At 68.3% G+C, this 20,710-nt stretch carries 22 protein-coding genes; 8 read left to right on the top strand and 14 right to left on the bottom strand.

Annotated elements, in window-relative coordinates; genetic code table 11:
* Nucleotides 1–101: 101 nt before the first annotated feature.
* Nucleotides 102–947, bottom strand: a complete 846-nt coding sequence (locus BUB76_RS05070; protein ID WP_073127390.1) for a fumarylacetoacetate hydrolase family protein — start codon at nucleotides 945–947, stop codon at nucleotides 102–104.
* A 69-nt stretch (nucleotides 948–1,016) separates the two neighbouring features.
* Nucleotides 1,017–1,667 (bottom strand): GntR family transcriptional regulator, encoded by a 651-nt coding sequence (locus BUB76_RS05065; RefSeq protein ID WP_073127388.1) that lies wholly within the window; start codon nucleotides 1,665–1,667, stop codon nucleotides 1,017–1,019.
* Nucleotides 1,668–1,892: 225 nt separating this feature from the next.
* Here BUB76_RS05065 and BUB76_RS05060 point away from each other — a divergent pair, with 225 nt between their 5' ends.
* The 7 genes from BUB76_RS05060 (at nucleotide 1,893) to BUB76_RS05030 (ending at nucleotide 9,002) form a co-directional block, all read left to right on the top strand.
* A complete protein-coding gene (locus BUB76_RS05060) occupies nucleotides 1,893–2,912 on the top strand; it encodes a TRAP transporter substrate-binding protein (protein WP_073127386.1) in 1,020 nt (339 codons plus the stop codon).
* 88 nt (nucleotides 2,913–3,000) lie between these two features.
* Nucleotides 3,001–3,804: a TRAP transporter small permease subunit gene (locus tag BUB76_RS05055; RefSeq protein WP_073127384.1), complete on the top strand. Its 804-nt coding sequence runs from the start codon at nucleotides 3,001–3,003 to the stop codon at nucleotides 3,802–3,804.
* Nucleotides 3,805–3,811: 7 nt separating this feature from the next.
* Nucleotides 3,812–5,407 carry a TRAP transporter large permease gene (locus BUB76_RS05050; RefSeq protein ID WP_073127382.1) on the top strand — a complete coding sequence of 532 codons (1,596 nt, stop codon included), beginning with the start codon at nucleotides 3,812–3,814 and terminating at the stop codon, nucleotides 5,405–5,407.
* Nucleotides 5,408–5,477: 70 nt separating this feature from the next.
* Nucleotides 5,478–6,428, top strand: coding sequence for a phytanoyl-CoA dioxygenase family protein (locus BUB76_RS05045; protein WP_073127380.1), 951 nt, complete (start codon nucleotides 5,478–5,480; stop codon nucleotides 6,426–6,428).
* A 21-nt stretch (nucleotides 6,429–6,449) separates the two neighbouring features.
* Nucleotides 6,450–7,337, top strand: coding sequence for an NAD(P)-dependent oxidoreductase (locus BUB76_RS05040; RefSeq protein ID WP_073127378.1), 888 nt, complete (start codon nucleotides 6,450–6,452; stop codon nucleotides 7,335–7,337).
* A gap of 1 nt (nucleotide 7,338) precedes the next feature.
* Nucleotides 7,339–8,064 (top strand): SDR family oxidoreductase, encoded by a 726-nt coding sequence (locus tag BUB76_RS05035; RefSeq protein WP_073127376.1) that lies wholly within the window; start codon nucleotides 7,339–7,341, stop codon nucleotides 8,062–8,064.
* 35 nt (nucleotides 8,065–8,099) lie between these two features.
* Entirely contained in the window at nucleotides 8,100–9,002 is a 903-nt protein-coding gene (locus BUB76_RS05030; protein WP_236737859.1) for a DMT family transporter, read from the top strand.
* Here BUB76_RS05030 and BUB76_RS05025 read toward each other — a convergent pair.
* The 4 genes from BUB76_RS05025 to BUB76_RS05010 all read right to left on the bottom strand — a co-directional run bounded on the left by BUB76_RS05025 (nucleotide 8,999) and on the right by BUB76_RS05010 (nucleotide 12,334).
* Nucleotides 8,999–9,940: a 2-hydroxyacid dehydrogenase gene (locus tag BUB76_RS05025; protein WP_073127374.1), complete on the bottom strand. Its 942-nt coding sequence runs from the start codon at nucleotides 9,938–9,940 to the stop codon at nucleotides 8,999–9,001. The genes BUB76_RS05030 and BUB76_RS05025 overlap by 4 nt on opposite strands.
* Before the next feature lie 74 nt (nucleotides 9,941–10,014).
* Nucleotides 10,015–10,761 carry a lysophospholipid acyltransferase family protein gene (locus BUB76_RS05020; protein WP_073127372.1) on the bottom strand — a complete coding sequence of 249 codons (747 nt, stop codon included), beginning with the start codon at nucleotides 10,759–10,761 and terminating at the stop codon, nucleotides 10,015–10,017.
* A complete protein-coding gene (locus BUB76_RS05015; RefSeq protein ID WP_073127370.1) occupies nucleotides 10,758–11,651 on the bottom strand; it encodes a cell division protein FtsX in 894 nt (297 codons plus the stop codon). Before BUB76_RS05015 ends, BUB76_RS05020 begins: the two co-directional genes overlap by 4 nt.
* Before the next feature lie 5 nt (nucleotides 11,652–11,656).
* On the bottom strand, nucleotides 11,657–12,334 hold the full coding sequence (locus BUB76_RS05010; protein WP_073127564.1) for a cell division ATP-binding protein FtsE: 678 nt from the start codon (nucleotides 12,332–12,334) through the stop codon (nucleotides 11,657–11,659).
* A gap of 149 nt (nucleotides 12,335–12,483) precedes the next feature.
* Between BUB76_RS05010 and BUB76_RS05005 the strand changes: the two genes are divergently transcribed.
* Entirely contained in the window at nucleotides 12,484–13,590 is a 1,107-nt protein-coding gene (locus BUB76_RS05005) for a zinc-ribbon domain-containing protein (RefSeq protein WP_073127368.1), read from the top strand.
* Between the two features lie 6 nt (nucleotides 13,591–13,596).
* On the opposite strand, the gene BUB76_RS05000 is transcribed toward BUB76_RS05005, so the two are convergent.
* The 8 genes from BUB76_RS05000 to BUB76_RS04965 form a co-directional block, all read right to left on the bottom strand.
* Entirely contained in the window at nucleotides 13,597–14,613 is a 1,017-nt protein-coding gene (locus BUB76_RS05000; protein ID WP_073127365.1) for an App1 family protein phosphatidate phosphatase, read from the bottom strand.
* A gap of 13 nt (nucleotides 14,614–14,626) precedes the next feature.
* Nucleotides 14,627–15,712 carry a tRNA epoxyqueuosine(34) reductase QueG gene (gene queG, locus BUB76_RS04995; RefSeq protein ID WP_073127363.1) on the bottom strand — a complete coding sequence of 362 codons (1,086 nt, stop codon included), beginning with the start codon at nucleotides 15,710–15,712 and terminating at the stop codon, nucleotides 14,627–14,629.
* Nucleotides 15,712–16,377 carry an FtsZ-binding protein FzlA gene (gene fzlA, locus BUB76_RS04990; protein ID WP_073127361.1) on the bottom strand — a complete coding sequence of 222 codons (666 nt, stop codon included), beginning with the start codon at nucleotides 16,375–16,377 and terminating at the stop codon, nucleotides 15,712–15,714. The genes queG and fzlA overlap by 1 nt, the downstream gene beginning before the upstream one ends.
* Nucleotides 16,378–16,448: 71 nt before the next feature.
* Nucleotides 16,449–17,204: a monofunctional biosynthetic peptidoglycan transglycosylase gene (gene mtgA, locus BUB76_RS04985; RefSeq protein ID WP_073127359.1), complete on the bottom strand. Its 756-nt coding sequence runs from the start codon at nucleotides 17,202–17,204 to the stop codon at nucleotides 16,449–16,451.
* Between the two features lie 187 nt (nucleotides 17,205–17,391).
* Nucleotides 17,392–17,685, bottom strand: coding sequence for a DUF1330 domain-containing protein (locus BUB76_RS04980; RefSeq protein WP_073127357.1), 294 nt, complete (start codon nucleotides 17,683–17,685; stop codon nucleotides 17,392–17,394).
* 212 nt (nucleotides 17,686–17,897) lie between these two features.
* Complete coding sequence (locus BUB76_RS04975; protein ID WP_073127354.1) at nucleotides 17,898–18,188, bottom strand: HU family DNA-binding protein; 291 nt, start codon at nucleotides 18,186–18,188, stop codon at nucleotides 17,898–17,900.
* Nucleotides 18,189–18,324: 136 nt separating this feature from the next.
* Nucleotides 18,325–19,206 (bottom strand): DMT family transporter, encoded by an 882-nt coding sequence (locus BUB76_RS04970; protein WP_084140540.1) that lies wholly within the window; start codon nucleotides 19,204–19,206, stop codon nucleotides 18,325–18,327.
* Nucleotides 19,203–20,684 carry an AMP nucleosidase gene (locus BUB76_RS04965; RefSeq protein ID WP_073127352.1) on the bottom strand — a complete coding sequence of 494 codons (1,482 nt, stop codon included), beginning with the start codon at nucleotides 20,682–20,684 and terminating at the stop codon, nucleotides 19,203–19,205. The genes BUB76_RS04970 and BUB76_RS04965 overlap by 4 nt, the downstream gene beginning before the upstream one ends.
* Nucleotides 20,685–20,710: the final 26 nt, after the last annotated feature.

Here is a 20,710-nt window from a genome sequence, read left to right as displayed (position 1 = left end):
GATGATCGAAGCGCCCGGCTGAATTCCGGAAATGAAAATCGGCCCCGCAAGGGGGCCGATCCGGTGTTGCGCGCATCCCGGCACGAGGGCCGGGGGCGTCTTCAGTCGGCGGCGACCACTTCCTGGCGCTGGCCGCCCAGCTTCTCGATCGTGACTTCCATCACGTCGCCGGGCTTCAGGAATACCTGGGGGTTCAGGCCCATGCCCACGCCCTCGGGCGTGCCGGTGGCGATGATGTCACCGGGGCGCAGTTCCATGAACTGGCTCATGTAGCTGACGATCTGGCGGACGGTGAAAATCATGTCCGAGGTGTTCGAATCCTGCATGACCTTGCCGTTGACGCTCAGCGACACGGCCAGCTTCTGCGGGTCGCCCACCTCGTCGGCGGTGACCAGGTAGGGGCCGACGGGGCCGAAGGTCGGGGCGGACTTGCCCTTGGTCCACTGGCCGCCACGCTCGATCTGGAAGGCGCGCTCGCTCACGTCGTTGATGGTCGCGTAACCGGCCACGTAATCCAGCGCGTCGTCCTCCGAGACGTAGAGACAGGGCTTGCCGATCACGATGCCCAGCTCGACTTCCCAGTCCAGCTTGGTCGAGTTGCGCGGCTGGATCACCGGGTCGTTCGGACCCGACAGGGCCGAGCTGGTCTTGTTGAACAGGATCGGCTCACTCGGCTCGTCGGCACCGGTCTCGGCGGCGTGCTTGGAATAGTTCAGGCCGATGCAGAAGAAGTTCGGCACCCAGGCCAGCGGGCTGCCAATCCGGCCGGGGTCGGACACCACGGGCAGGCTGGACGGGTCGATGCCGCGGATCTTCTCCAGCGCGTCCAGCGACACGCCGTCGCCGGCAAGCTCGTCCACCTTGCCCGACAGGTCGCGCACCTGGCCGTCGTCGTCCAGCAGTCCGGGCTTCTCGGCGCCCTTGGGTCCAAATCTCAGCAGCTTCATCGCGTGTCCTTTCCGCCCTTTCGGGGCTTTCCTGTTGAATCGGTTGATCGGGTGTTGGGGCCGTCGCGCCTAGGTCTGCTCTTTTTCGAAGACCTTGCGGATATCGTCGGCCAGGTGTCCCAGGTGCGCGTCGAACGCGGTCTTCAGCGCCGCGCGGTCCCGGCGGCAGAGCGCATCCAGAAGCGCGGCGTGCTGTTCCAGAACCGTCTGGCGGTTACGCCGGCGGGTCGAGGTCAGGAACCGCGCCCGCCACAGCCGCGCCAGGAACGACCTGTGCGTGTCGGCCAGGGCGTAGTTATGCGACGCGCGGGCGATGGCCATGTGGAACGACATGTCGGTCTCGAACGACACGAGACGGTCGGCGGTATAGAATTCGGACTCGAACTTGGCGTTGATCGCGCGCAGCTTGTCCAGGTCCTCTTCGGTGGCGTTGGTGCAGGCCAGTTCGCCCGACAGCTCTTCCAGCGCGCGCAGCACGATCACGTGGTCCATGATGTCCGACAGGGGCGGGTCGGCGACCAGCGGGCTGCGCGCGGGACGCAGGACCACCAGCCCCTCCTGGCTGAGGATTCGGATCGCCTCGCGCATGGGAGTGCGGCTGACACCCATTTCCAGCGCCCGGTCGCGTTCCTTCAGCGGCGCGCCCGGCACCAGGGTGCCCCGCAGGATGTCGCGCCGAAGCTCGTTGGCGATCTGTTCGGGCAAGGACGGCTCGGACATTCGGTTTCCTGCTAAGCCCCCGTTTCGCAACGCGGCGACAGGGGCTGCCGCGCATCGAAACCAGGAGCGATAACGGTTTCGAAATTTGGTATACCAAAAACCATTGATTGTCGACAGACCATTCGCTAGCGTTTCCAGCGATGGTATACCATCTTCGTGCGACGCGGCGTCAGCCACGTTTCATACTAAAAAGGCGGCGCAACAGCCGCTCGGGAGGGAAAATCAATGAAGACCAAGACCTTGATGGTCACGGCTGCCGCTGGCGCTCTGCTTGCCAGCCAGGCCATGGCGCAGGAAGTGACCCTGCGGATCCAAACCCACTACGCGACCGAACACCCCACCGGCCAGCTTCTGGCCCAGTGGATCGACGACGTCGAAACCATGTCGGGCGGCGACATTTCCATCGAGATGTTCTACTCGTCCTCGGTCGTCGCCACCGTCGAAACCTTCGACGCGGCGATCAACGGCATCCTGGACTGCGACGCCACCGGCGGCGCCTACCAGACAGGCAAGAACCCGGCGTTCCAGTTCGTCGGCGACATCATGGGCGGCTACGACACCCCGTGGCAGCAGTACAGCTGGCTGTATTACGGTGACGGCTACGAAGCCGCGCAGGAGCTTTACAACGCGCAGGGCATGCAGCTGATCGGCTGGTCGATCTACGGCCAGGAATCGCTGTCCTCGTCGACGCCGATCGCCGGCTTCGCGGACCTGGAAGGCTGGAAGTTCCGGTCGCCCCCGGGCATGGAAACCGAGATCTTCGAAGAACTGGGCGCCTCGCCCATCGTGATGGACTTCACCGAGATCTTCACCGCGCTGGAAACCGGCATCATCGACGGCGCCGACGCGTCGGGCCTGGCCAACAACGTGGGCCTCGGTCTCTACGACATCGTCAGCCACGCGACCTATCCCGGCTTCCACTCGATGCCGTCGGACCACCTCGCCTGCAACCAGGCCGTCTGGGAAGGTCTGAGCGAACAGCACCGCCGCATCATCGACACCGCTTGGCAGAAGCTGTCCTTCCAGGTCGCCCTGGCGAACGAGAAGGCCAACGCCGAAGCCGCCGCCGATCTGCAGGAGCAGGGCGTCACGCTGCATGACTGGTCGGCCGAGGACCGCGCCGAGTTCCGTCGCGCCGCTCAGGTTGCCTGGGACGACTGGGGCACCCGCTCGCCCGAGGCCGCCGCGCTTCTGGAAAGCCACAAGTCCTACCTGTCCGACCTCGGCCTGATCTCGGGCGAATAAGGACGGCCGAAGGCCGCAAAGGTCCGCGGCGGGCCCCTTCGCGCAAGGGGTCCGCCTTTTTTAACCTACGATCCGACTGGGGGCCCCCATGGAAGGCAAATCCGTCTGGCTCGGCAGCCTGCGCAGGCCGGTCAAGCTCATCATGATCGCGTTCATCGCCGCGTCGCTGCTGCTCTATGTCTACTTCGTCGCCATGCGCATCCTCGATCCCGAGGCCATCGCGATGTACGAGATGATCCGCCCGGCCGAACGCCCGATGGTCCAGCTGATGCTGGCCTGCGTCTTCGGGGCGATCCTGTTCGCGTCGGTCTACCTGTCCGATTTCAAGGGCGACATCGAACCGCCCCGCGACGGCATCTTCGACATCGTGTCGCTGGTCCTGTCCCGCGCCGCAATGATCTCGATCGCGCTGATCGTCGTGGTGATGTTCTACGAGGTGGTGTCGCGCTACGTCTTCTCGGCGCCGACGCTCTGGGCGAACGAGCTGTCGCTCTGGATCGCGGCCTTCGTGTTCCTGCTGTCGGGTCAGTACGCCATGCAGCAGCGCTGTCACATCCGCATCCCGGTGATCTACGACCGGATGCCGCGGTGGATGCGCAAGCTGTCCGACAGCATGTCGGTCCTGCTGATCTGCTTCTTCGTCTTCGCGCTGGTCTGGGGCGGCTACAACGACGCCGAGACCCGTTTCATGCGGATGGAGACCTTCGGCACCGCCTGGGATCCGCCCATTCCCGGCATCATCAAGCCCTTCCTCCTGCTGTCGATGGTTCTGGTGGCCCTGCAGGCCGTGTCGAACCTGATCGCCGACTGGTCGAAGGAAGACGCCTACGCCAATCCCGATGCGGTGGACGAGACCGAGATCGAGAACATCCGCAGCACCCTGAACGATTGAGTCCAAAATGGTAGATATCGGAACCCTCAGCCTGATCATCCTGCTGGCAATGTTCGCGCTGCTGGCCATCGGGATGCCCCTGGGCTTCGCCTCGGCCTTCCTGGCGGTGGTCACGCTGATCCTCAAGTTCGACGTGGACCTGCTGTTCAACACCTTCGGCCGCGGGCCCCTGTCGGTGCTGGCGCAGGCCGTGTACCGGCAGATGACGAACTACGTCCTCATCTCGATCCCGCTCTTCATCTTCATGGCGGCACTACTGGAACGATGCGGCATCGCGCGCGACATGTATTCGTCCCTGAACGTGTGGCTGGCGCGGACCCGGGGCGGCATCGCCATCGTGACCTCGATCATGGCCGTCATCATGGCCGCCATGTCGGGCATCATCGGCGGCGAAGTCGTGCTGCTGGGCCTGATCGCGCTGCCGCAGATGCTGCGGCTGGGCTACAACCAGAACCTCGCCATCGGCACCATCTGCGCAAGCGGCAGCCTCGGCACCATGATCCCGCCCTCGATCGTGCTGATCTTCTACGGGCTGGTGACGGAGACCTCGATCAAGGCGCTGTTCACCGCGTCCTTCCTGCCGGGCTTCATGCTGGCGTCGTTCTTCATCATCTACATCGTCGTGCGCACCCGCATCACGCCGTCGATGGCGCCCCTGCCCGAAGCCGATCCCGACGCCCCCGAGGGCAGCGAGAAGGCCCTGATGTTCCTGGGCTTCCTCGCGCGGATGGCGTGCTGGGTCGTGGGCGTGCTGATCATCCGGGCGCTGTTCTTCACGCTCACCGGGGCGAACGTCCCGCGCGAGGGCGAGGATCCGATCCTGCTGGGCATGGTCAGCGACTTCCCCTACCTGATCGGCGCCTTCGCGATCGCGCTGGCCACGATCTTCTTCGTGGTGGGCCGTGAACGCACGTCGCGCGGATGGAACATGGGCAAGGGCCTTGTCGCGCCCATCGTCGTCATCGGCGTGGTGCTGGGCAGCATCTACGGCGGCATCACCGGCATCACCGAGGCCGCGGGCATGGGCGTGATCGCCGTCTTCGTGATCGGCCTCTTCCGGCGCGAGATGACGTTCATCATCGTGTGGGACAGCCTGATGCGCACGCTGAAGTCCACGGGCACGATCATCTGGGTCACCATCGGCGCCGCGGCGCTGGCGGCCGCCTACACGCTGGCCGGCGGACCGACCTACGTGGCGAACCTGATCACCGGGGCCGACCTGCCCACCATGGGGATCATCCTGATCATGATGTTCATCTTCCTCATCATGGGGATGTTCATGGACTGGATCGGGATCGTGCTGCTGATCATGCCGGTGTTCCTGCCCATCGTGACGCAACTGCCCGCCGAAGAGATCGGCTTCTTCGCCAGCATCGATGCGCGCTACATCCCGATCTGGTTCGGCGTGGTGTTCTGTATGAACATGCAGGTCAGTTTCCTGTCGCCGCCCTTCGGGCCGGCCGCGTTCTACCTGAAATCGGTGGCCCCTCCGGGGATCGAGCTGACCGACATCTTCAAGGGGTTCCTGCCCTTCATCGCGCTGCAGCTTTGCGCGCTGTCGGTCCTGCTGATGTATCCGCCCATCGTCACGCTATTCCTCTGACGTGACCGCGCGCCGTCCCGGTCCCCGGGGCGGCGCACGCTTCCATTTCCCCATTTCAAGGAGCGAGGCCATGCCCCTCCACCTCACGGACACCCAGATCGCGAAATTCGAGTCCGACGGCTACCTGGTCGTCGAGAACGCAGTGTCGCCCGCCGCCCTCGAGGCCGTGCGCCGCGAATATGTCGACCTGCTCGACCGTCTTTACGACGACTGGCACGCGCAGGGGCTGGTGCCGCCCGCCAACGGCGCCGATTTCTGGCAGAAGCTGCTGACCTCGTACCACGCCGGCTGCGACTGGTTTCAGCCGATGGACATCTCGCTGCCCGGCGACAAGATCCATGCCGACACGCCCTTCCATATCGGGCCCGCGGTCTTCGACATGGTGACCGACCCGCGGCTTCTGGACCTGGTCGAGGACCTGATCGGCCCCGAGATCACGTCGAACCCGATCCAGCACGTCCGCCTGAAGCCGCCCGCGCCGAATATCCGCGAGACCGAGACGCGCGCCCACCTGATGCAGACCGACTGGCACCAGGACCGCGCCGTCGCGCACGAGGACGGCGACGACACGCGGATGGTCACCGTCTGGATCGCGGTCGAGGATGCCACCGTCGAGAACGGCTGCCTGCAGGTCGTGCCGGGCCGGCCGCAGATGTACCCGCACTGCCCCAAGCGCCAGACCGCCATCGCGGACGGCTTCCTGGACGAATCCAGGGCGATCCCCCTGCCGGTGAAGGCCGGCGGCGCGGTGATCTTCCACCCGCTGACGCCGCACGCATCGCTCGACAACCGCTCGGACCGGTTCCGGTGGAGCTTCGACATCCGCTACAACGTCACCGGCCAGCCCACGGGGCGGTCGCATTTCCCCGAATTCGTCGCCCGCTCGGCCAGGGACCCGAACGCGGTCCTGGGGGATTGGTCGACGTGGCGGCAGATGTGGCTGGACACGCGCGCCCGGCTCGCGCCGCAGCCGCACATCCCGATTCATCGCTGGACGGGCGACAGCCCGGCCTGCGCCTGACGATCACGAAAGGAAGAAAGCATGAGCAAGCCAACTATCGGATTCATCGGGCTGGGGCTGATGGGCCGCGCCATGGTCGAGTGCCTGCAGAAGGCCGGCTATCCCGTCATCGCACTGGGCAACCGCGACCGCAGCGGGATCGAGGAAGCCATTTCGCGCGGCGCGACCGAGGCCGCGTCGGCCCGGGAACTGGCCGAAGGCTCGGACATCGTGATGCTCTGCATGGGCACGTCTGACCATGTCGAATCGCGCATCTACGGCGATGACGGCGTACTGGCCGGCACGAAATCCGGGCAGGTGGTCATCGACTTCGGCACCTCGCTGCCGAGCTCGACCACCAAGATCGGCGCCGACCTGGCCGAGAAGGGCGCGGCCTACCTGGACGCGCCGCTGGGCCGCACGCCCGCCCACGCGGTGGACGGCAAGCTGAACATCATGTGCGCGGGCGACAAGGACGCCTACGACAAGGTGAAGCCGGTGCTCGACGACCTGGGCGAGAACGTCTTTCACCTGGGCGACCTGGGCAACGGCCACAAGATCAAGCTGATGAACAACTTCTTCGCCATGACCACCGCCATGGCCATGTCCGAGGTCTTCGCCGTGTCGGACAAGGTCGGCGTGCCGCGCCAGATGGTCTACGACGTGATGGCGGCGGGGCCGAACCACTCGGGCATGATGGACTTCATCAAGAACTATGCCACCGACGGGCAGATCGACCTGGCCTTCTCGGTCGCGAACGCGGCCAAGGACGTGGGCTACTACAAGCAGATGGCCGAGAATTTCGGCGTCGACAGCCGCATGGCCGGCTGCGCCGATGCCACCCTTCGGGCCGCGCGCGATGGCGGCTCGGGCGATTTGAACGTCCCCGAGATGGTGGACTGGATGACCAAGAACCTGGAAAGCAAGTAACATGAGACTGAACGGAAAACGCGCCTTCATCACGGCGGCCGGGCAAGGCATCGGCCGCGCCGTGGCCGAGGCGATGACCGCCGAGGGTGCGCACGTGGTGGCCACCGACCTGAAGGGTGACCTGCTGTCGGACATCAAGGCGGCCGAAAGCTTCGCGCTGGACGCCACCGACAAGGATGCGCTGCAAAAGGCGATCACCGACGCCAAGCCCGACATCCTCGTGAACTGCGCGGGCTTCGTGCATAACGGCACCATCGCCGATTGCACGGACGAGCAGTGGGGCTTCGCGTTCGACCTGAACTGCCGCACGCAGTTTCACGGGATGCAGGTCGCGCTGCCGGGCATGGTGGAACGCGGCGGCGGCTCGATCATCAACGTCTCGTCCGTGGCCAGCTCGATCATCGCGGCGCCGAACCGCTTCGTCTACGCGGCGACCAAGGCGGCGGTCATCGCCATGACCAAGTCGGTCGCGCTGGACTACGTGACCACCGGCGTGCGCTGCAACTGCATCTGTCCCGGCACCGTGGACAGCCCGTCGCTGCACCAGCGGTGGGAGGACAGCGGCGACTACGAGGCCGCGAAGAAGCAGTTCATCGCCCGCCAGCCCATGGGCCGCGTCGGCACGCCCGAGGAAATCGCCAAGCTGGCGATCTACCTGGGCTCGGACGAGAGCGCCTTCACCACCGGGCACGCGCATGTCATCGACGGCGGGTGGTCGGTGGGCTGATGCCAAGCGTTCATCAGCCGCCACTTCATCACGAGGTGGCGGCCCGAGAAGACCGGCTGGGCCTGGGCGTCGGGATGATGGCCCTGGCCGTGCTGGGCTTCACCTGCATCGATACCTCGGCCAAGTGGCTGGTGCTGGCGGGGCTGCCGGCGATCCAGGTCGTGTTCGCGCGTTACGCGGTGCATTTCCTGCAGGCGCTGGTGATGTTCCTCCCGCGCGAGGGGGGCGACGCCATCCGGTCGAACGCGCCGAAGCGGCAGGCGCTGCGGTCGCTGTTCCTGATGGGCAGCACCGTATGCAACTTCACCGCGTTGCAATACCTGCCGCTGACGGTGACGACGACGATCATGTTCTCGGGGCCCATCGCGGTGACGCTGCTCGCCATCCCGATCCTGGGCGAACGGGTGGGCATCCACCGGCTGGTGGCCGTCTGCGTGGGCTTCCTGGGCGTGCTGGTCGTGATGCAGCCCTGGGGGGCCGAGTTCCACCCGGCGATGCTGCTGAACCTGCTCGCGATGACGCTGGCGTCGCTCTACTTCATCATGACGCGGATGCTGGCGGGGATCGAAAGCAACGCGACCTCGCAGGTCTGGGCTTCGGGACTCGCCACGCTGGTCCTGCTGCCCTTCGCCTGGTCGGTCTGGGTCTGGCCCGACAGCGTCGGCGGCTACGTGGTGCTGTGCCTCGTCGGGATCTTCGGCGGCACCAGCCATATCTTCGCGACCTACGCGCACCGGCTGGCGGATGCGTCGATCCTCGCGCCGATGATCTACATCCAGATCGTGCTGGCGGCCATCGCCTCGATCCTGGTGTTCGGCACCTGGCCCACCGTCTGGACGCTGCTGGGCGGCCTCATCATCATCGCGGCCGGCGTCTATATCTGGCACCGTGAACGGGAACGGCGGGGCCCCCCGCCGCCCTCGCCCGCCACGCGCTAGTTCACGCGGGTCAGCAGCGGCTTGCCATCGTGGAAGGCGGCCACGTTGTCACGCTGCAGCTGACCCATGGCGGCCCGCGTCGCGACGGTGCCGGAGCCCTGGTGCGGCTGCAGCACCACCTGGTCCAGCTTGTAGAAGCGCGGATCGACCTTCGGCTCGCCCACGAACACGTCCAGCCCGGCCCCGGCGATGCGTCCGGCCTCGAGCGCGTCCAGCAGCGCGCCCTCGTCCACGGTCGTCCCGCGCGAGATGTTGATGACCACGCCGTCCTTGCCCAGCGCGTCCAGCATGGCGGCATTCACCATGTTCTCGGTCTCGGGGCCGCCCACCAGCGCGATGACCAGCACGTCCACCGCGCGGGCCAGGTCCATGGGATCGCCGTGGTAGGTCCAGCCGGGCGTGTCCTTTTCCGAGCGCGACCAGTAATGCAGGTCCATCTTGAACGCGGCCAGGCGGCTGGCGATGTCGTGCCCGATCCGGCCCAGCCCGAGGATACCCACCTTCGCGCCGCTCATCTTGCGGTTCAGCGGAAAGCTTTCGCCGTCGGCCCAGCGGCCCGAGCGGACCAGTTCGTCGCCCTGCCGCATCCGCCGTCCCTGCATCAGCAGCATGGCCACGGCCAGGTCGGCCACGTCGTCGTTCAGCACGTCCGGCGTGTTGGTCAGCGCGATGTCCCGGGCGCTCGCCGCGTCCACGTCGATGGCGTCGTAGCCCACGCCGAAATTCGCGATCAGGCAAAGGTTCGGGAACGCGTCCATGGCGTCGCCGCCGAACGCCGCGTGGCCCATGTAGGCGATGGCGGTCACGGCCTCGCGCGCGGCGTCGTCCAGCGCCAGCGCCTCGTCCAGGTTGGACACGCGCTGAGCGTTCAGGTCATGCTCCAGCGCGGCGGCGTCGGTGTCGTTGTAGTTGCCGATGGCAAGCGTCTTGGCGGTCATGGCGTCCTCCTGATGCGATTGCCGGGACGCTAACAGCGAACGCGCCGCCTTGGTATACCAAATCCCGCCGGGGCTCAGTCCGCCGTGCGGGCCGCCGGCGGGACGAACCCCGCCTCGTCGTTCAGGCGGTTCGAGGCCCCTTCGATCGAGTCTTCCAGCTGCTTCATGAACTCGCGGCGGCCCAGCCCCGGCTGGATCGGCTCGAGGAATTCGACCACGCAGGTGCCCGGGCGGCGCATGACGCCGCGCTTGGGCCAGAACACGCCCACATTGGTCGCCACGGGCACGCAGTCCTGTCCCAGCTGTTCGTAAAGGACGTGGGTCCCGATCTTGTAGGGGGCCGGAACGCCGGGCGCCACGCGGGTGCCCTGCGGATAGATGCAAAGCTGCCCCGGCTCGCGCCGCCCGCGCTGCACGTCCTCCAGCATCTTGGCGACGGCCTTGCCCCGCTTGCCCCGGTTCACCGGCACACAGCCGAGCCGATAAGCGTACTGACCCAGCACGGGGGCATACATCAGCTCGGCCTTCATGATGAACTTGGGACGGGGCAGCGCGGCAAAGATGATCAGGATATCCAGGAACGACTGATGCTTGGCCGCGACCATGACCTCGCCCTGCGGAACGGGGCCGCGCACCTCGGATTTCAGGCCCACCATGATCGCCGCCATCCGCACGATGTGGTTGGCGTAGATGGTGCAGGCCGTGCGTGCGCCCCGCGACGAGAACGCGGCCCACGGGAAGAACACGATCCCCAGACCCGCCATGAAGACGTACATGTAGATGTTGAACGCCAGCGAGCGCAGGAACTGGAGCGCGTTCATGGAATCTCCTTCAACGCTTTCATCGCGGCGTATCGCGTGGCCCAGAACGCGATCAAAGCAGCAAGCGGCGGGATCAGCAAGGGCAGCAACCAGCCCGCCCCGGTGAAGCCCAGCCCGGTCAGGAAGCTGCCGGCGGCGTCCATCCGCGGCAGCGCGGCCACGGCGCCCATGGACAGGGCCGTGCCCACCGCGGCGCCAAGCCCCGCGCGCAGGGTGAACCGGCGCACGAAGGCCCGCGCGATGTAGGTGTCGCGCGCGCCCACCAGCCGCAGCACCGCCATCACCTGCCGGTTGGCGGCCAGCGCGGCACCGGCGGCCAGCGTGATCATCGCGGCCATGGTCAGCACGATCAGCGTCAGTGCGCCCAGCCCCAGCAGGTTCAGCCGATCCGCCGCGCGCACCAGCGGACGCCGCCACCTGCTGTGGTCGTCCAGCACGGCGCCGGGCGCCTCGGCCCTCAGCCGCAGGCGCACCCCCTGCGCGTCGAAGCCGCGGCCGTCCTCGACCACCTCGACCAGTTGCGGGATCGGCAGGGTCTCGACCGGCAGGTCGGGGCCGAACCACGGCGCCAGCAGCGCGCGCTGCTCGTCCTCGCCCAGCGCGCGGGCCGACGCGACGCCCGGGGTCTCGCGCAGGATCCGCAGCACCGCCTCGGTCTGCGCGGCGCGCTGCTCGGCGGGGGCCGAGATGCGGATCGTCGCCCCCTGCGCCAGCGCGGTGCCCCAGCGGTCGGCCAGCCGCGCGGTGGCCAGCGACAGCGCCAGCGCGAAGACCGCGAGGAAGGCCATGGCCGCCGCGGTGAACACGGTCAGCCGCGCGGTGAAGCCCGTGGGCGGCACCACCCGGTCGGCCGAGGTGTCGCCCCGCAGCAGCCCCAGGATCGGCACCATCCGGCTCACAGGTCCGCCCCCGCCACGTCCAGCCGTCCGGCCCGCAGGCGCAGCACACGGGCCTGCACCTGCGACTTGGCCTGCCGGATAAGGTTCAGGTCATGGGTGGCGATCAGCACCGCCTTACCCATGCGGTTCAGCTCGACCAGCAGCGACAGAAGCCGCAAAGACATCTCCCAGTCGACATTGCCCGTGGGCTCGTCGGCCAGGATCACGTCGGGCGACAGGATCAGCGCGCGGGCCAGCGCGGCGCGCTGCCGCTCGCCCCCCGACAACTGTGGCGGCAGGGCATCGGCCCGCCCGTCCAGCCCCACCCATTCCAGCAGCGCCGAGATATCGGCGGCGTGTGCCTCGATCGGCTGGCCCGAGGCCGCCAGCGGCAGCGCGATGTTGTCGAGCAGCGGAAGGTGGTCAAGGAACCGGCAATCCTGGTGCACCACGCCCACGCGGCGGCGCAGCTGCGCGATCCCGTCCCGGCCCAGCTGCTCCGCGGGTTTGCCGAAGGCCGAGATCCGTCCCTGGACCGGCGCCAATTCCAGGTAGCACAATTTCAACAGCGTGGTTTTCCCGGCGCCGGACGGCCCGGTCAGGAAATGGAACGACCCCGGCGCCAATGCCAGGTCCAGGTCCTGGATCAATGGCCGCCCGTCATAGCCATAGCTCACGCCCGAAAGCTCGATCAAAACGGTCCCCATCCCGGCAGCTGTGCCACACAGTGTGGCGTGAAACCCCCGGACACGGCGTCAGGGGTTTGAAATGCTCTGACGCACAGCTAACAATTCAGTACAGGCAAGCGGAAGTCGAAAATGGCGCCGCGACAAAGGGAAACGTGATGCGGCTGATCTGCCCGAATTGCGAGGCGCAGTACGAAATCGACCCGGGTCTCATCCCTTCCGAGGGCCGCGACGTGCAATGCTCGAATTGCGGGCACACGTGGTTTGCCGGCCCCGACGGTGTTGCGCGTGACCCCGCCGGCGCATCCACGCCCTCCGTCGACGACACGTCATCCGAGGACGGGACCGAGCAGCGCCGCCGCCGGCGCGAGCTTGACGAACGCACCCGCGCCATCCTGCGCGAGGAGGCCGAGCGCGAGGCCGCCCAACGCCGCCGCGCCGCCGCCCAGCCCGTGGAAGAGCAGACCGAGATGGGCCTGCCCGAGCCCGCGCGCCGCCGCGAGGCACCCCCGCCGCCGCCTGTGCCGGACCCCGCCGCGACGGACGACTACGACGACGAGGCGGATTGGGGCGAACCGGCCGCGACGGCGCCCGTGGACCTGCCCGACGAGACGCTCCCGGTGGACGAGGAGACCGCCGAAGACGCGGACGACCGGGACCCGGCCGGACAGGCCGACGCCGGCGCGCCGGACGTGGACGACGAGGACGACGAGGACGACGAGGACGACGCCTTTCTCGAGGATTGGGACACCGGGCCCGATCGCGTGGAAACGCCGCCCCACGACCCCGTCGCTGCCGACATCGCCGCCACGCTCGAAGACGACCGCGCGACCCGGGACGACAGCTCGGACACGATGGATGACCCGGCCCCGGCCCGGCGCCAGGACGCGCGCGACACGCAGGACCGCGCCCGGGCCGCCGCCGCGTCGCGCGGCGATTTGCTGCCGGATATCGACCAGATCAATTCGACCCTCACGGCCACGTCGCGGCGGCAATCCGACAGCTTCGACGACGATTTCGACGACGAGGATGACGGTCCGGCCCGCAGGTCGAGGTCGGCCTTCCGGCTGGGCTTCGGCCTCGTGTTGTTCCTGACGGCGCTGGCGATGCTGCTCTATTACCTCGCCCCGCAGATCGTGCTGGCCCTGCCCGCGGCGGAACCCGCCCTGGCGGTCTACGTGCAGGCGGTGAACGAATTCCGGGCCACGCTGGACAACCTGCTGATCAGCGCGGCCGAGATGATCGTGGGCGCCGGCAGCGACTGATCCCGCTCAGGGCGCCAGCCCGGCCGCCGACAGCCGGTCCGCCGCCGCGCTGAAGTCGCGGTCATGCACAACCTTCACCCCCTGCCGCTTCAGCGCCGCGATCGCCGCGCGGCTGGCGTCGTCGGGCCCCGGTCCCGGCTCGCGCAGGGCCACGGCGCGCACGCGCCCGCCATGGCGGTGCGCGGCCTCAAGGTAGACCTCGGCGTCGTGCTGGCCGGTGTCGCCAAGCAGCACGAAATCCAGGCCCGGGTTCGCCGCCATGATCCGGTCGATGGCGCTGCCCTTGTGGTCGCCATGGGTACCCGAGATGAACTGCGTCTCGCTGATCCCGAGGTCGCGCAGGAACATCGGGCCGGTGGCGAGCCCCGCTCGGTCAAACACCCGTTCCAGGAAGGCATGCAGGTTCCAGGGGCTGGAGCTGACGTAGAAAACCGGGTTACGCCCGTGGTTGGTCAGCCAGTCCATCAGCACGATGGCATCGGGAAAGATCCGCCGCGTCTCGGCCGAGCCGGTGAAGGTGGTCCACAGGTTGCGCATTAGCGAATAGGCCCCGGTCTGCATCATCGTGTCGTCGATGTCCGAGATCACGCCCAGCCGCGCCTGCGGCGACGGGATCATCGCGCGGAACATCTTGCGGCTGTCAGGCTGGCCCTCGATTTCCAGGGGCACGTCGTACCAGCCGGGCGGCGCGCCGGTGACCGGCACCTCCAGCGTGACATAGCCTTCCTCGTCGCTTTGGACCGCCACGCCGTGATCGGGCGCCAGGACGGTGACGTCGGCCACCTCGTCGCTCAGGAACAGCGAGATCATCTCGCGCGCGTTCTGCCAGCGGCTCTGCTCCGGGTCGGGGGTCGTGCGGCGCAGGCTGCCCAGCACGCGGCCGCGCAGGACCACGCCCCCCGGCACGGCGTATCCGCGATAGGCGTCCAGCACCGGGGCCTCGGGCCGCCGCCGCGGTCGCACCCGGTCCACCCACGCCTCGGCCCTGATCGCGATCCTGTGCAGCAAGCCGCGTTGGGCCACGGGTGTCCTCCGGTCAGTTCTGCGCCAGCCGCATCCTAGCCCAGCGGGCCGCATCGGCAACGGCGGGATCGGGGTCCTGTGTCAGCGGCGCCACAGATTGCGACAGGTGCGGCGCGCCCGAGTTGCCGATGGCGTAGCACACGTTGCGCACCATGCGGTCGCGCCCGATCCGCTTGATCGGCGATCCGGCGAACATCGCCCGGAACCCCGCGTCGTCCAGCCGGGCGAGCGTCGCCAATTCGGGGGCGCGCCGTCCCGGCTGCGGCGCCAGGCGCATGTCGCGCGCGGCGGTGGCGAACTTGTTCCACGGGCACACCGCAAGGCAGTCGTCGCACCCGTAGATCCGGTTACCCAGCCCGGGGCGCAGCGCCTCGTCCACCGGCCCGCGGTGCTCGATGGTGAGGTAGGAAATGCAGCGCCGCGCATCCAGCCGGAAGGGCGCGGGAAAGGCGTCCGTGGGGCAGATGTCGAGGCACCGGGTGCAGCTGCCGCAATGCTCGGCCTCGGGCGGGTCGGGCGGCAGCGCGACGGTGGTGAAGATCGCGCCGAGAAACACCCAGTTGCCCAGGTCGCGGCCCAGCAGGTTGGTGTGCTTGCCCTGCCAGCCCAGCCCCGCCGCCTGGGCCAGCGGCTTCTCCATCACCGGCGCGGTGTCGACGAAGACCTTGATCTCGGCCCCCGGCCCCGCCCGGTCCAGCAGCCAGCGGCCCACCCGCTTCAGCCGCTTCTTCACCACGTCGTGGTAATCGCGCCCCTGGGCATAGACGCTGACCGCCCCGCGGGTGCCGTCCTCCAGGTCCTCCAGCGGGTCGTGCCCGGGGGTATAGCTTTCGGCCAGCATCACCACCGACCGCGCCGCGGGCCACAGCGCGGCCGGGTCGCCGCGCCAGCCGGTGCGCTCGGTCATCCAGCCCATCTGCCCGTGGTGGCCGTCGTCCAGGAACGCGCGCAGCCGGCCCGCCGCCTCGGGGATCGCGTCGGGACGGCACACGCCCATCTTCACGAATCCCGCCTCGGCCGCGAAGGCCGCCAGCTCGGCCTTCAGCGCGGCGGCGCCCTCATCACTGGTCTGGAAATACTCGGGCGGCCGGCCCGCCATCAGAAATCCAGGTCGGTGTAATGCGCGGGCGGCGGGAAGCCCGGCACCTGGTCGGCCAGGATGCTGCGGAAGGCGGGCCGCGACTTGATCGTCGCGTACCAGTCCTTGACGGTCTCGGACCGGCGCCAGTCCACGTCCGAGATGTAATCCAGCGACGACAGGTGCGCGGCGGCGGCGAAATCGGCCAGGGTCATCTGGTCGCCCGCCAGCCAGCGTCGCTGGTCCAGCAGCCACGCCATGTAATCCAGGTGGAACTTGATCGCCTTGGCCCCCGCCTTCACCGCCGCGCTGTCGGGATAGCCCTGCTTCATCACCTTCTTGTTCACCCGTTCATAGAGCAGCTTCGACGTCACCTCGTTGAAGAACTTGTCGTCGAACCACGACACCAGCCGCCGCGTCTCATAGCGGCCCTCGGTGGTCGCGGGCAGCAGCGCGGGCTCGGGGTGGGTTTCCTCCAGGAACTCGCAGATCGCCATGGATTCCGACAGGTGCGCGCCGTCCACGCGCAGCACGGGCACCTTGCCCGCCGGGTTGCGGCGCATGAAGTCGGCGTCGCGCTCCCAGTAGCGCTCCTCGACCAGCTCGACCTCGATGCGCTTCTCGGCCAGGGCCAGCCGCACCTTGCGGCAGAACGGCGACAACGGGACGTGGAACAGGCGGTACATGGCAGCCTCGGGTGCAAATGGGGGAGTAGGGGATGAATGCCTTGATCGCGGCGCCGCGTCCAGTGGGGGCGCTACTGGAAACAGGCGGCCCGCCCGTCCGCTTCGATGGTCGCCGCCCCGTCACGGATCGATCGCGCCCGCCGCAGCACGAAATCCGACGGGTTCGAGGCCGACCGCCCCTTGGGATCGGGCAGGATGGCGGCCAGCCGCGATGCCTGCTCGGCGTTGAGCTGGGCCGGCGTCACCCGGAAATAGCGGTAGGCTGCGGCGTCGATGCCGAACACGCCCTCGCCGAACTCGGCCACGTTCAGGTAGACCTCGACGATGCGCGCCTTGGGCCAGACCAGCTCCATCACCGGGGTGATCGCGGCCTCCAGCGCCTTTCGCAACCACGACCGCCCGTGCCAGAGATAGACGTTCTTCACCACCTGCTGGCTGATGGTCGAGGCGCCGCGCTCGCCGCCCTCGGCGATGGCCTTGCGGATGGCCGCGATGTCGAACCCCCAATGGGTGCAGAAATTCGCGTCCTCCGCCGCCACGACCGCGCGCGCCATCACCGGCGCGACGCCCGACAGCGGCACCCATTCATGGTCGACGGCGCCCAGCCGCCGCGTCTCGGACGCCATGTACCAGGTGGTGGGCGGGTTGAAGACGGCGAACAGGGACACGGCCAGCAGGACCAGCGTCACCGCCACCAGCCCCAGCCCCAGGACCCAGCGCAGCAGCCAGCGCACCGGGCGCGGCCGGCGCCGCGTCGCGCCGCCCTTCTTCGCGCTCAGCTTCGGCTCGCTCCGGCGTGCGGTCTTCTTGCGGGTGGATTTCGCCATGTCTTCCTTTCACCGCCGACCGCCGGTCCTGCAAGCCGAAAAACGGCGCGCCGCCCCGGTCTGTTTCCGGGGGGCGAGCCACGGCCGGTCCCCCCTGCGGCGGCGGGCACAACCGGGCACCGGCGCGACCGGATGCTGCCGGCGCCGCGCCCGGACCGGCGGCAGACCGGGGCGGCAGCCAGCGGAGTCACGCCACCCCGTCGACGAGAATGGCGTCCAGCGTGGACCCGGAGCGCCGCAGGACCGCGAGCGCCTGGAACGCGTCCGACTCCCAGAAGGACCGGGCATGCGCGCGGTCGGGGAACTGGATGATGAAGGCGGCGTCCGGCAGGGGGCCGTCCCCCTCCAGGGCCGCCGGGTCTCCCCCCCGCACCCGGAACGCGCCCCCGTGCCGCGCCACGAGGTCGGGGATCGCGGAGAAGTATTCGTCCATCCAGTCCCGGCTGTGAATCGTCATCCGGCCGACGATGAAGGCGGTCATGCGAACCTCTCCCTAGTGAACGGCTCCCGCTCCCTGCAGCGTATGGCGCCCCATCTTTCCGGGCAATGCCGGTCCTCCGGACGGGCGCCTCGCTGTCCGTCGCCTCGCGCCTCGCAAACGAAAAGGGGCGCGGCCGCCGGCCCCGCCCCTTCATCTTTCCCGAAATACCTCGGGGGTGTGGGGGCTGGCCCCCACGGGTCCCCCGCGGAACATCAGCCGTTCACGCTGTCCTTCAGCGCCTTGGCGATGGTCATCTTGACCACCTTGTCGGCGTCCTTCTTGATCTGCTCGCCGGTGGCGGGGTTGCGCACCATGCGCTCGGGGCGCTCGCGGCAGTAGATCTTGCCGACGCCGGGCAGGGTCACGGCGCCGCCGTTCGACACTTCCTCGGTGATGACGGTGGTCATCGCCTCCAGCGCCTCGTTGGCGGATTTCTTGTCGCTGCCCATCTTCTCGGCCAGGGCCGCCACCAGCTGGGTCTTCGTCATCGGTTTCGTGGCCATCAGTGCTCTCCTCGTGCATTCTTGCCTGTCGTGATGCGGCAGTGCCGCCATCTATGGCATCAACACAACGCCTAGGGGCTGTCAGGTCAAGGAAAACAAGGGGTGTAATCGCCTGTAACACGAAAAATACGTGTAATCAGGCCCTCGAAACCACACGGCTGAGCCCCGCAAGCACGATCAGCGTCATGCCAAACGCCGCGACGCCCGAAATCGGATCGCCGAAAACCAGCACGCTCAGCACCGCCGCCACCAGCAATTGCGTGTAGATCAGCGGTGCGAGCAGCCCCGTGGCCCCGAGCGACAGCGCCACGATGGCCAGCAGGTTGCCGGTGCCCGACGCCGCGCCCGAGCCAACGAGCAATCCCGGCACCTGCGGCCAGAGCGGCACCGGGTCGGCCAGCGCCAAGGGCAACAGCAGGATCAGCCCCGCCACCAGCTGCCCGGCCAGCTGCGACAGCGGCCGCCCGATATGCGCCGTCGCCCGGGTGGCGGTGATGTAGGTGCCATAGAAGCAGCCCGCCCCCACGGCCCACAGCACGCCCGGCTGCATCTCCGCGCCCGGCCGCACCACCAGCAGCACGCCGGCAAATCCCAGGGCCGCCGCGGCCCAGTCGCGGGGCGCGACCGGCTCGCCCAACACGATGCGGGCCAGCGCCATGGCAACGAAGGGTCCGATGAAGAACGCGCCGAAGGCGTCGGCCAGCGGCACCTGCGTCAGCGCGGTGGTGATGCAGACGATGCCGCCCCCGATCAGCGCGCCGCGCAGCGCGGCCGCCGCAAGGAACGCCCGCCGCGGTCGCCGGTCCCGCGCCAGTCCCAGCGCGACGGGCAGCACAAGGACCGTGCCCACGGCGAACCGCCACCAGGCCAGCGTGACCGGCGCGTGGTCAGACGCGTTCGCGGCGGCCTTGTTGAAGGCATCGCCCACCGGGATCAGCGACATGGCGACCACCATGATCGCCACGGCCACCAGGGGACGCGGCGCCGCATCCCCGGCGGGCGCCGGCGCGTCGCTCACAGGAACGCCGTCTCCTCGAAGGACCGCAGCTTGCGGGAATGGATCCGCTCCAGCGGCATCTCGCGGATGTTCTCCATGGCGCGCACGCCGATCAGCAGGTGACGCGCCACCTGGGTGCGGTAGAAGTCGCTCGCCATGCCGGGCAGCTTCAGCTCGCCGTGCAGCGGCTTGTCGCTGACGCACAGAAGCGTGCCGTAAGGCACGCGGAAGCGGAACCCGTTGGCGGCGATGGTGGCGCTCTCCATGTCCAGGGCGATGGCGCGCGACTGGCTCAGCCGCTGCACCGGGCCGGACTGGTCGCGCAGCTCCCAGTTGCGGTTGTCGATGGTGGCCACGGTGCCCGTGCGCATGATGCGCTTCAGCTCGTAGCCTTCCAGCTCGGCCACGTCCTCGACCGCGGTCTCCAACGCGATCTGGATCTCGGCCAGCGCCGGGATCGGCACCCAGACCGGCAGGTCGTCGTCCAGAACGTGATCCTCGCGCAGATACCCGTGGGCCAGCACGAAATCGCCCAGCCGCTGCGAATTGCGCAGCCCCGCGCAGTGGCCGACCATCAGCCAGGCATGGGGGCGCAGCACGGCGATGTGGTCGGTCGCGGTCTTCGCGTTGGACGGGCCGATGCCGATATTGACCATGGTGATGCCCTGCCCCTTGTCGCGCACGAGGTGATAGGTCGGCATCTGCGGCATCTTGGCGGGCGCGGGCAGCGGCGCCTCGGGGTCGGTGATGACCACGTTGCCCGGCCCCACGAAGGCGGTATAGCCGCTGTCGGGATCGGCCAGCGCCTGGCGGGCGTAGGCCTCGAACTCCTCGATGTAGAACTGGTAGTTCGTGAACAGCACGTGGTTCTGGAAATGCTCGGCGTCGGTCGCGGTGTAATGCGACAGGCGCGCCAGCGAATAGTCGATGCGCTGCGCGGTGAAGGGCGCCAGCGGCCCCGATCCGTCCTCGTAGGTGAAGCCCTCGCCGCTCACGATGGCGTCGTGGGTGGTGCTCAGATCGGGCACGTCGAACATGTCGCGCAGCACGAAATCCGCCGCGCCTTCCTGCGGCACGGTCAGGCCGGGGCTGTTGGCCACGGCGAAATGCACCGGCATCGGCGTCTCGGACGCGCCGATGATGACCGGCACGTCCTGGTTCGTCAGCAGGAACCGCAGCTGCTGGCGCAGGTAGTTGGCGAACAGGTCCGGCCGGGTGATCGTGGTCGAGTACCGCCCCGGCACCGCCACGTGGCCGAAGCTCAGGCGGCTGTCGGTGGTGCCGTAGGTCGTCGTCGTCATCCGGATCTCGGGATAGAACGCGCGGTACCGGGCCTGCGGCGTTTCGCCCCCGATGGCGGCGGTGAACCGGTCGCACAGGAACTGCGACGCCTGGTCGTACAGCTCCTTCAGGCGCGCGACCGCCGCGTCGGGATCGGTGAACGCCTGGGGCTGCGGCGCCTCGGGGCTTTCGATGGGCAGGCTGCGGGGTTCTGTCATGGATCGCGGCTCCTCGGGGGTTGCGC

Source organism: Palleronia salina (assembly GCF_900141995.1).
Lineage (GTDB): Bacteria > Pseudomonadota > Alphaproteobacteria > Rhodobacterales > Rhodobacteraceae > Palleronia > Palleronia salina.
The sequence above is the reverse complement of the archived record's forward strand: the minus strand, read 5'-3'. Positions and strand labels throughout refer to the sequence as shown.